Annotated in this window: 9 protein-coding genes and 2 pseudogenes; 10 read left to right on the forward strand and 1 reads right to left on the reverse strand. The window is 33.9% G+C overall.

All coding sequences use genetic code 11. From position 1 onward, the window contains the following. Nucleotides 1-2,117 (reverse strand): annotated as a pseudogene (locus ABJI11_RS05205) (hypothetical protein); the annotation flags it as partial. 545 nt (nt 2,118-2,662) lie between these two features. Between ABJI11_RS05205 and ABJI11_RS05210 the strand changes: the two are divergent. From ABJI11_RS05210 to ABJI11_RS05255, 10 genes and pseudogenes are all read left to right on the forward strand, one after another. Beyond that, nucleotides 2,663-3,751, forward strand: coding sequence for a HAMP domain-containing sensor histidine kinase (locus ABJI11_RS05210; RefSeq protein WP_348350056.1), 1,089 nt, complete (start codon nt 2,663-2,665; stop codon nt 3,749-3,751). 2 nt (nt 3,752-3,753) lie between these two features. Further along, a complete protein-coding gene (locus ABJI11_RS05215; RefSeq protein WP_348350058.1) occupies nt 3,754-5,079 on the forward strand; it encodes a sigma-54 dependent transcriptional regulator in 1,326 nt (441 codons plus the stop codon). Nucleotides 5,080-5,292: 213 nt separating this feature from the next. Further along, nucleotides 5,293-5,739, forward strand: a complete 447-nt coding sequence (locus ABJI11_RS05220) for a GreA/GreB family elongation factor (RefSeq protein WP_348350060.1) — start codon at nt 5,293-5,295, stop codon at nt 5,737-5,739. 17 nt (nt 5,740-5,756) lie between these two features. After that, nucleotides 5,757-6,116, forward strand: a complete 360-nt coding sequence (locus tag ABJI11_RS05225) for a hypothetical protein (RefSeq protein ID WP_348350061.1) — start codon at nt 5,757-5,759, stop codon at nt 6,114-6,116. A gap of 117 nt (nt 6,117-6,233) precedes the next feature. Continuing rightward, on the forward strand, nt 6,234-6,860 hold the full coding sequence (locus ABJI11_RS05230) for a hypothetical protein (protein ID WP_348350063.1): 627 nt from the start codon (nt 6,234-6,236) through the stop codon (nt 6,858-6,860). Nucleotides 6,861-7,089: 229 nt separating this feature from the next. Continuing rightward, nucleotides 7,090-8,379, forward strand: coding sequence for a Glu/Leu/Phe/Val dehydrogenase (locus ABJI11_RS05235; protein ID WP_348350065.1), 1,290 nt, complete (start codon nt 7,090-7,092; stop codon nt 8,377-8,379). A 168-nt stretch (nt 8,380-8,547) separates the two neighbouring features. Further along, entirely contained in the window at nt 8,548-8,967 is a 420-nt protein-coding gene (locus tag ABJI11_RS05240) for a GreA/GreB family elongation factor (RefSeq protein WP_348350067.1), read from the forward strand. After that, a complete protein-coding gene (locus tag ABJI11_RS05245) occupies nt 8,964-9,356 on the forward strand; it encodes a hypothetical protein (RefSeq protein ID WP_348350069.1) in 393 nt (130 codons plus the stop codon). The genes ABJI11_RS05240 and ABJI11_RS05245 overlap by 4 nt, the downstream gene beginning before the upstream one ends. A 58-nt stretch (nt 9,357-9,414) precedes the next feature. Then, nucleotides 9,415-10,260, forward strand: coding sequence for a universal stress protein (locus ABJI11_RS05250; protein ID WP_348350071.1), 846 nt, complete (start codon nt 9,415-9,417; stop codon nt 10,258-10,260). Nucleotides 10,261-10,334: 74 nt separating this feature from the next. After that, nucleotides 10,335-10,834, forward strand: a pseudogene (locus ABJI11_RS05255) (mechanosensitive ion channel family protein); the annotation flags it as partial.

Below are 10,834 nucleotides of genomic sequence, written 5' to 3' on the forward strand. Positions count from 1 at the left end.
AAACCTCCCCACTGAAATTCAACATTATATACTGGTCCGTTTACAAAATTAATAGTATAAACAGCTACATCACCATTATTAAAGTTCGTGTTTTGTGGTTGTACGTTTATATAATCACCTGTAATTGAACCGTTATTTTGACTACTTACTCCAGAAGCCCAAGTAGTGGTCCCTTGTAATTCAAAATTGAAATCAGCATTTACATCTTCAAAACCGTAAATATCATTAATTGTCCCAGAGCTGTTTGTAGTGGAAAATGTTTGCCCTAAATCTATAAAACTAGGAGAACAATTTAATTCATCGATATCTAAAATTCCATCATTATCATCATCAATATCGTCAAAATCACCAATACCATCATTATCAGTATCGTTCTGAACAATGATAGTTTCAGATAAATCGTCTGTATTTGTAATTGGATCTGCTAAATTATCTGCAACAGCAGAACCACTTATTGCATTTGTAATTGAAGTACCCTTAGTACCTAAATCTACAGTTACATTAATATCTATACTGGCAGAGCTACCATTTGCAAGATTGCCAACTGACCAAAGGCCTGTTGTATTATTGTAAGTGTTCACTGTTCCTCCAATAGGGTTTGAAGAACTATTAAAAGTTAACCCTGTTGGCAGTAAATCTGTAATTTCAACATTCGTTACATCTTCAGGACCATTATTAGTTACATTTAACTTAAATGTAATAACATCACCTTCTAATGGTGTACTATTATCTACAGTTTTTTTGGTAACTAAATCACTATCAACTGTAGAGCTAAAGCAGTAATCTAAAACGGGGAATACGCCACAATCTAAAGAAGTAAAGGTACCACTGTTAGTATCGCCATCACCAACATTTCCTTCTGACTTGTGACCACCAAAGCAAGGTCTATCTTCACCGAATTTTTTAACTAATATATAATGCCCTGAAATACCTATGTAACTTGCAAATTCAGTTCCCTGAACAAAACCATCTGGAACTCTTGGACTATTGTATTGAGCAGCTGAACCAGTAAGCATGCTTGTACTATTATCACCCCAAAAATATGGTGTGCCATCACTTGTAATTGCACCAGCAGCAGGATGCCCTGGGCTATTATCCGCAGCACTTAAAAAGTTCACATTTTCTAGATCACCTGTATTATCTGCATTTTGAACAATTACCCATGTCAATTGATCTGTAGTTGTACCAATACCAAGTTGCCCATCTTTGTTTTCGCCAAATGTGTAAATTTTATTATCAATTGGGTTAAGAGCATAATAAGACATCGTATCTCCTCCATCACCACTTGCCGTTACTGCTAATGAATTTGCTTGTCCTAAAAAAGGAGCAGTCATTTGTGTAGGTGTATTTCTAGAAGCAAATGCCGTTCCATCGCCTAAAGCAGTTAAATTTCCCCAAGTAAAATATTCCCCAGAAGAATTCATTGCAAATATGGCTTTCTCTGTAACTTTAATATTTGAAATATTAGAGATATTAGCTTTATGCCAATTTACATCTAAAGTAGTGGACCCATCACCAAATAACTCAAAGTCATCATCTGCCATAACATAAACATCACCACTATTTGTTAACAGCACAATTACACCTTTAGAGGCTGACATGTACTGAATATCCATTGGATCAACACCAATTGGCATTCCCGTAATAGGATTTCCAGTAGGAGCTGTAACTGTTAATAATTGAAATGCTTCACTAGAAGTAAGTGTACCGTCTACAACTGCATTCTCTTGTCCCCATACGTACATACCCGCTGTCGTAAGTATAAAATTTTGAGGATTAGCTCCACCTTGAGCATCATCACCTATAGTACCTAATAATGCAGTACCATCATAAGTGTATCCATTAGTAGGTACTATAGCTTGCGGATCACCTGTGGTACCTCCATTTGCTAGAGCATTATCTCCCCATATTACATAACCTGTTTCTGTACGTACCATTGTACTATGGTAACCTTCTATAAGAATTTCAGAATTATTTGTAAATGGTAAAGACGGACAATCTTGAGCCGCTACACCATTAAAGGATAAAACAAAAATAGATAGTGCAAAAATAGGTTTGTACTTGTAGGATTTAATATTGCTTTCAAATTCTACTTTAGAACCAAAAATAATCCGCAAAAAGTACTTGCAAAAAGAAAAAAATAAAATAAAGAATTTGTGTAAAAATCTCATAGAGGGAGTTATGATTTAGTGTTTTAATTTTACATCCTCATTTTTGTAGGAATAAAATTTTTTGTGTTAATAGTGTTGACAAATTTAAAAATGAGTTCTACCAATATTCAAAATTTGTTGTCAGCCTCTACATAAAGTGTTGTGAATGCGGGGTAAATGAGTATGATGGCATTATAAGATTATGCATTTCATCGATAAGGTCAATATATATAGGTGATTCAAAGAATATACACAAATTACTTTTCTGTATCATTTTACAGAAAATAACTATCTGAAAATCAGCACATAAACTATAATAATTACAAATAACAGCTATAAAACCACGTTAAAAAGTATAATTAACACTAGATACATTTTAGTGATATTTTGTAGGAATCATCAAACTATTATTTAAATACTCACATATTTTAATTTATTATAGTTGTGAAGATTAACTAACGAACCTTTTCTTTTAACTAAATATTTTGGAACTTTAGATTAGAAAAAATGGTATGAATACAACTGAAGATAAATTAAAAGAACGCGTAAAAGAACTTACCTGTCTTTATGAGGTTACCTCTATAATTGTAAATTCTGATTATGACCAATTAGATACCTCTTTAGAAGCTATTGCCTATTGCCTTAAAAGAGCTTGGCAATTTGAAAAAGTTACCGAAGTATTCCTTAGAGCAGAAGAATTTCAAGTACAGACCGATGATTATAAAACCGATATGGTCACTTTGGTATCTAAGATTAAAGTCTTTAATAAAGTAGAGGGCGAAGTACTTGTTGGATATCCTTCAAATACACATACCCTAAACGATTTTTTAGTTGAAGAACAAACACTTTTAAATAGCGTTGCATTAGCTGTTGGAAATCTTATTGAACGTAAACATATTAAAGATAGCGAAGCCATTACACGAAGACAGATAGAGCGTGCAGACCGTTTACATATTCTTGGCGAAATTACTGCTGGTATTGCACATGAATTAAACACACCGCTTGCCAATATTCTTGGATTTGCAGAACTATTGGCTGATAAGGTTACCGACACAGAAACCGTTAGAGATCTTGAAAAAATAATGGATAGTGCCATATTTAGTAGAGAAATTGTAAAGAAGCTAATGTTCTTCGCTTGTGAAATGCCACAAGAAATGAAAACGGTACAATTAATACCGATTATTAACAGCGTAACAAAACTACTTACACCTGCATTAAGAGATAAAAGAATAAATTTGATCACTACTTATGAAAATGAAGGTATTGAACTAAAGGCAGATACAGTTCAATTAACACAAGTGCTGTTCAACCTTATTATGAACGCGATCTATTACTCTCCTATTAAAGGAGATGTTACCGTAAAAATTACCGAAACTGACCGAGATATAGTTTTAGCAATTGCCGATCAAGGAGAAGGAATAACCGCAGAATTAGAGGATAAAGTATTTGAACCCTTTTTCACCACAAAGCCGATTGGCGAAGGTACGGGACTGGGGTTAAGCGTTGTTCACGGTATAATAACCAGCCATAAAGGCAGTTTAGAATATAAAAGGAATACCCCAAAAGGAGCTATATTTACGGTCCACTTTCCTAAATTGTAGCTATGGATTTACGCAAAGAAAACATTCTTATAGTCGATGATGACATAAACATTTTAGAGCTTTTACAGCGGCACTTGCAGTCCATGGACTATCATACTTATAAAGCCGTTTCTGTTAAAGAGGCGTTGTTCATACTAAAAGACACTTTCATTGATTTGCTGATTACAGATATACAAATGCCAGAAATTGATGGACTACAGTTATTGAAATTTGCCAATGAACATTATCCTGAGATTCCGAAATTGGTAGTTACAGGTTACCCTTCTTTAGAAGGAACATTAGAGGTCATAAAATCTGGGGCTATAGATTATTTGACCAAACCCTTTACCAAAGCAGAGTTAAAAGAAGCTATTGACAAAGCATTAACTCAAAATGCACGACGTAAAAAAGTAAAAAGCGTTCAATTGAAGTCTAGTAATAATATGTATTCAGATATGGTCGGCGCATCTGAGGCTTTTAAAAAAGTTACTAATGTTATTGATCGTGTAAAAGATAATAAAGCTACGGTAATAGTTACTGGTGAGAGTGGTACCGGAAAAGAGTTGGTTGCAAGGGCAATTCATTATTCCGGCAAATTTTCTAGAGAACCATTTATTGCAGTAAACTGTGCTGCAATTCCAGAAAATTTACAAGAAGCAGAGCTATTTGGTTACTTAAAAGGTGCATTTACCGGCGCTGTTGAAAATAGAGCTGGTTTCTTTCAAGCAGCTGAAGGAGGCACTTTATTTTTAGATGAGATCGGTACAGCCTCTTTAGCTGTGCAGACCAAATTATTACGCGCACTACAAGAGAAAGAAATTACCAGAATAGGTTCGCAAAAAGTTGAAAAAGTAGATATTAGAATTATTGCGGCCACCAATGCCAATTTACGAGAAGAGATAAAGAACAATAGGTTTAGGGAAGATTTGTATTATAGGTTAACGGTAGTAGAAATTAATGTTCCTCCCCTACGCGAACGTAAATCTGACATTAGCATTTTAACCGATAAATTTCTGCGTAAATACGGTATAGAATTTAAAGATCGCTTACTGGGTATTTCTCCAGAAGCATTACAAATACTTCAACGGTACAATTGGCCCGGAAATATTAGGGAATTGGAGAACATTATTCAGCGTGCCGTAATTATGGCAGATGGTAGTATTGAAATAAAGGATCTTCCCGATTTTTTAAAGTATCAAATAGATTTTCCAGAAAACGAATTACGCCCTCTACGTGCTATGGAAAAAGAATATATACAACGAGTTTTAGCTCATACCAAAGGCAATAAAACAAAAGCAGCTGAAATTCTTCAAATTGACCGCAAAACCTTGCGTGAAAAATTAAAATAATACCGGGTAATTCCTCCCCGAACGGGTAATTTCTCTCCGCTCTTCAAAATTAAAATAAAATATTTATTAAATGTAATTATTTGATTATCAGATAATTAAAATAATATTCTAATATTAACCTTATTGTAGGCACATCAATTGCTCTATAGACCACGAATAGTAAACTATTATAAAAAATTTGAAATAGTTAGTGGTTTATTTAAAAGGCAACAGATGAAATACGGTAGTCTAGTTTTTGAAGAAAGTGAATTCTTGATGATTAAAAAACATCTAGAAAACAATGTTACTATAGAAGACTATGCACATAAAAATGTATTAGAACTTCTTAATCAGCACATGGCTATCGCATTATGCTTAAATGCCGAAGATATTCCGTTCGATATTGTCACCATAAACTCAATCATTAAAGTTAATGGAGCCAATGGCATTAGCCAAACTTTACAAATTGTAGTTCCAAAAGATGCAGCTATAGACCAAAACAAGGTCTCTGTCATCAGCAGTTTGGGTGCATCTATTATTGGGCGTGCAGTAGGAGATAAAATCTCATACGGATTACCTGGAGACCTTATATCATTAACTATAACAAAAGTTAACCAACCAAATTCAGCCAACAAAAACACTACTGAAGGGCAAAAGACCAAAAAAGAAACAATTTATTAATTCTAAATCACTCAATTATGTTAAAATACGCAATTACCCTATTATTTTCAGTAAGTCTATTAAACGCACAAAATAATACCACTGTACAAACAGAGGTAAATGTTGGTGATGTTTTTGAAATTGGAAAACCTGAATCTAACAAATATAAACACATAGATTTTCCAAGAGAAAATTTCATTATTAAGCGCGGTGGCATAGCCAATTATAGGCGGGCGCATGGCGAAGAAGTTGTAGTAACAGCCGTTAAAGAACTAAAAGACGGTACTACACAAATTAAAATAAAGCGCAATGACGGTCGTCGTTTTTTCAATAGTCATACTGTAGTTACAGCAGATTATAAAGACGCTATTACATCTGGAGAATTACAAGCGCTATAATTTTTAGTTGGTTGATAATCCACTTGGTCTCTATAAATAAGTTGGCTGATTTATTAAGAATCAACCAAGTGGATTTCTTTATTAAAAATACTACAGTTTAATCTTAAAACAAAACCCATGTTTACAAAACTAAAAACATCGCAAAGATTACATGCTGGCTTTATATTGGCCATCGCATTCTTATTGGTGTTGGGTTCTAATAGATTATATCATAGGCATTTTTCCACCTTACAGAACACTGTAAACTCTGTATATGAAGACCGGGTTCAAGTTCAAGGTTACATATATCAATTAAACAATATTTTCCATTCAAAAAAACTGCGGTTTATTACTGAAGAGAATTTTACCCAAATAGCAACTGAAAATGAAAACGCAGAAAAATTACTTTCAGAATTTGCGCTAACAGAACTAACTACAAAAGAATACAATACTCTGAACGAATTAAGCTCACAATTTCAAAAGCTAAAAATATTTGAAGACAAGGCATTAGAATCTCAAGACAATCTTAGCAATGGGGTTACTATACTGTCATTACAAACACTAAAGAAAATAAATAAAAAACTAGATGTATTGGCTACAATACAACTAGAAGAAAGTAAGCAAATGACACAGCTATCTAACAAAGCTTTAGAGAGCAACTTACTCATGTCCAAACTATCACTTGGTTTTTTAATACTCATAGGTCTAGCTCTATTAGCATTAATATTTTATCCCTTAAAAACAAAACAACCCGTGCTAGATTAAAAAACAATTACATACATCTTAATATGAGCTCGATGAAAAATTATATGCGGAGCATATGCTCAACCTGTACCCATACTTCTTACTGTTCTATTACAAGAGATAAAAACAGTATTTACGCATGCAGCGAATATTTTCATTTTTTAGATTGCACCCACAAACCAATATTGATAATATCTAATGAAATGTTTAGCAATGAATTAAATATAAAATTAGTCTTAAACTAAATACAATGATAGCAAAAGTAGCCTCTAGAAAAATGCCTAAACAAGGCATGCTAGAAAATGTAATGCGACAATTTGATAATGCCGCAGACATTATTGATTTGAATTCCAATATTAGAAAAATATTGGAAGTAACCAATAATGAGATTGTTGTTCACTTTCCTGTTCGTATGGATAATGGTGAAGTAGAGATTTTTACCGGTTACCGTGTGCAACATAACAATGCACTGGGGCCATATAAAGGCGGCTTAAGGTATCACCCCACCGTTGATATCGATGCTGCAAAAGCATTGGCAATGTGGATGACCTGGAAAACCTCTTTGGCAGGTTTACCATATGGTGGTGCTAAGGGTGGAATTCAATTGGACCCTAACAAATATTCAAATTCAGAATTAGAGCGTATTACCAGAAGATTCACCTACGCGTTAGGAGTTAATATTGGTCCTGAATTAGATATTCCTGCGCCAGATGTAAATACAAATCCGCAGACCATGGCATGGATTCTTGACACCTATATGTCTACCAAATCTCCTGCAGAACGTTCTACAAACATGCATGTAGTTACCGGAAAGCCTATTGGTGCCGGTGGTTCTAAAGGTCGTGACAGAGCTACGGGATACGGAGTGTTTCTAACCATTAAATTTTGGGCAGAAAGCCATAATATAAATTTAAAGGACAAGAAATTTATAGTACAAGGTTTTGGTAATGTTGGGTATTGGGCTGCTTATTTTTTGGTCAACGAAGGCGCTATTTTAACAGCAGTGCAAGATGCAAGTACCAGCATTGTAAATGAAGAAGGTATAGATGTAGGTCAATTATTAGCATATTCACAAGCGAACAAGGGTAGTATTCTTGGTTATGCAGAAGCAAGAACCATAGAAAGCAAAGATTTCTTTTCGTTAGACTGTGATATCTGTATACCTGCAGCATTAGGCAACCAGATTACACCTAAAAATGCACATAACATAAAAGCATATTTAATTGCAGAAGGTGCCAACGGACCAACCGATGTAGATGCCGAAGAAATTCTATTGAAAAAAGGAATAGCTATCATACCAGATATTCTTTGCAACTCTGGCGGTGTTATAGGTAGCTACTTTGAATGGTTGCAGAACCGTAACGGTGAAATATGGTCCATAGAAGAAGTGATGGAAAAGCTGGAAAAGAAAATGAAAGAATCTTTTACAACAGTTCTAGAAACATCTAAAAATAGAAAAGTAGACATGCGTACCGCAGCATTTGTTATTGCCATTGAAAGATTAGAAGAGGCATATGTACAACGTGGTATTTTTCCATGATCAATAAAACAGTAAATAAACAATGATGTTGATTTTAAGAAGTATGTAGTTAATACTGCCACAATGGGCGTGGTCGGAATTATTTGAAATAAGCTAGCCAATGTTCTCGGCTGCGCTTAAAATGGCAATGAGCAATACTTTTAAAATTATACACAAAAAAATAAGAAAATGAAGTATGGCAATCTGGTAGTAGAAAAAAAAGAATACGTGGTACTTAAAAGGTTTATGAACCTATCTGGTTATTACAAAGATGATACGCTGCGTAAATCTGTACAAAAATTGGTTGGTGAGTTAGAGACTGCTGTCGTTCTTGATGCATCAGATATGTACGAAGATGTTATTAGGTTCAATACAACCGTAACCATAGTATCTGAAAACGGATGGCAAAAAAAGTTTAAGCTGGTAATGCCAACTGACAGTGATATAAAAAATAATAAAATTTCTATACTCACCCCAATGGGTGCGGCAGTTATAGGGTACAGTGAAGGAGATTCCATTATTTGGGAATTTCCATCCGGAGAACAAAAACTAACTATAGAAAAAGTAAAACAAGAAAATCAGCATATGAATATAAATATGGTATTATGATAACATCAAAACATTTTTATCCGCATGAGTCTGACAAAAGAATAATGGTGAAGAAGGATAAACTAGAAAATAACAATTGGACAGATGAACTAGAGTTTCTAAATAAGGAAATCGAATTCTATTTGGACATTGAAGATACAATCATACAAAGCTCAAAATTATACCAAGAGCTACACCGCATTCGCAGGGAAAATGCCCTAATGCTGGCAGCATTATACAAATATAATAATGCTGTTGGTAAAGCAATTGAATGTGATACTACCGCCTGCGATGCCTATTATCTTAATCACCACGAAAAGAAAAGAGATGGCTATTTAATGTTGATTCAAAATTATAGAGATTTAAAACTAAAAGTATTGTCACAAATATTAATACATGCAAAAAGTTAAGTGAAATAGAAATTACCATTACAATCCAAAACCGACCAAACTTCTAAAATATACCGTCATGGAAAATAGAATATTATTACCAACAGATTTTTCAAAGAATTCATGGAGTGCTATACGATACGCTATTAAATTATTTGAAAACAAAAAATGTTCATTCTACATTTTGCACACCTATTCTAAAGAAACCCACGGTTTGGACAGCTTAACATTATTAGACCCAGATGAAGTTTTTAACAAAATGTCTGAATTAAAATCAAGACAAGGTTTAGGAGACATACTGGTACGCTTATTAAAATTACGCAATAAAAATCATCAATTCCATGTAGTTTCAGAATCTACTCTTCTATTAGATGCTGTTAAAAACCTGAACAATGAACTTCGTTTTAAAATGATCGTTATGGGTGCCAAGGGTATGACGAACAAGAAAGGAGAAACGTATGGTAAACAAACCTTAGGCATATTAAAGCAGATAAGAAAATGTCCGGTTTTGATAGTACCAACCAAAGTAGATTTTAATCACCCAAAAGAAATTGTGTTAAGTACTAATTTCAATACCAAGATTGAAGCTTCTGAAATAAAATACCTGGTAGATATTGCCAAATTAAGTAATGCCAGTATACAGGTACTAAGTCTTGCAGCCCCCTATAAATTGAGCTTTAATCAGAAAAGAAACAAAGTTTTCATTCGCAGCCAGCTTAAAGATGTAGCTCACAAATTTAATTCATTACGAAATGTAAATATGGCAATTGCCCTAAGTTGTTTTGTAGAGATTAGAGAATCTAATATGATCAGTTATGTGGCTAAAAAACCATCATTTTGGCAACGCCTTGGTTTTGGCAAAATATCATTACGCAAGTTGGGTCACTTTACCAACGTACCCGTATTGGCGCTACGTGCCAATTAGGCTTTTTAACGCCATATTCGTCGTTTCTGTTTGTTGCAAATTGTACCTTTGTATTGTTAAAATGAATAGGACAAATGGACGATGATTTTCACAGAATACTGTATAACTACCTTTTAGAAACCGGACTAAGCGAAAAAGGCGCAGCGTATCTAAACCTTGCTATTTTAATAGTCATTGCTTTAGTTTTGGCATATTTCTTAGATCTTATCATATGGAAAGTATTACGGTCAGTCTCATTAAGACTTGCCCGAAAATCTAAAACTAATTTTGATAATTTTTTAGTAGCCAATAGAGTACCAAGATATATTGCACATATTATACCCTTAACCATTTTGGTAAAACTTGTACCCTTTGGTTTTATAGGTCTAGACTATGCAGAAAAAATAGCTTTAAAATTTTTAAATGTACTGTTTGTAATCCTCACGCTCTACGTAGTTAAAAGTGTATTTACAAGTATCAATGATTATTTAAAGACCAAGCAAAGGTTTAGAGATAAACCAATGGGCAGTTACATACAAGTCTTTATGATATTTGCCTGGGTGGTAGGTATTTTTACCATTTTTGCCATCATTAC

It is taken from the genome of Maribacter sp. (genome assembly GCF_039968975.1).
GTDB lineage: Bacteria > Bacteroidota > Bacteroidia > Flavobacteriales > Flavobacteriaceae > Maribacter.

Excerpts from the sequence above, each read along its gene's own strand:
- ABJI11_RS05245 (WP_348350069.1), top strand. The coding sequence starts at position 8,964 with ATGATAACATCAAAACATTTTTATCCGCATGAGTCTGACAAAAGAATA.
- ABJI11_RS05235 (WP_348350065.1), top strand. The coding sequence starts at position 7,090 with ATGATAGCAAAAGTAGCCTCTAGAAAAATGCCTAAACAAGGCATGCTA.
- ABJI11_RS05220 (WP_348350060.1), top strand. The coding sequence starts at position 5,293 with ATGAAATACGGTAGTCTAGTTTTTGAAGAAAGTGAATTCTTGATGATT.
- ABJI11_RS05225 (WP_348350061.1), top strand. The coding sequence starts at position 5,757 with ATGTTAAAATACGCAATTACCCTATTATTTTCAGTAAGTCTATTAAAC.
- ABJI11_RS05230 (WP_348350063.1), top strand. The coding sequence starts at position 6,234 with ATGTTTACAAAACTAAAAACATCGCAAAGATTACATGCTGGCTTTATA.
- ABJI11_RS05210 (WP_348350056.1), top strand. The coding sequence starts at position 2,663 with ATGAATACAACTGAAGATAAATTAAAAGAACGCGTAAAAGAACTTACC.
- ABJI11_RS05215 (WP_348350058.1), top strand. The coding sequence starts at position 3,754 with ATGGATTTACGCAAAGAAAACATTCTTATAGTCGATGATGACATAAAC.
- ABJI11_RS05250 (WP_348350071.1), top strand. The coding sequence starts at position 9,415 with ATGGAAAATAGAATATTATTACCAACAGATTTTTCAAAGAATTCATGG.
- ABJI11_RS05240 (WP_348350067.1), top strand. The coding sequence starts at position 8,548 with ATGAAGTATGGCAATCTGGTAGTAGAAAAAAAAGAATACGTGGTACTT.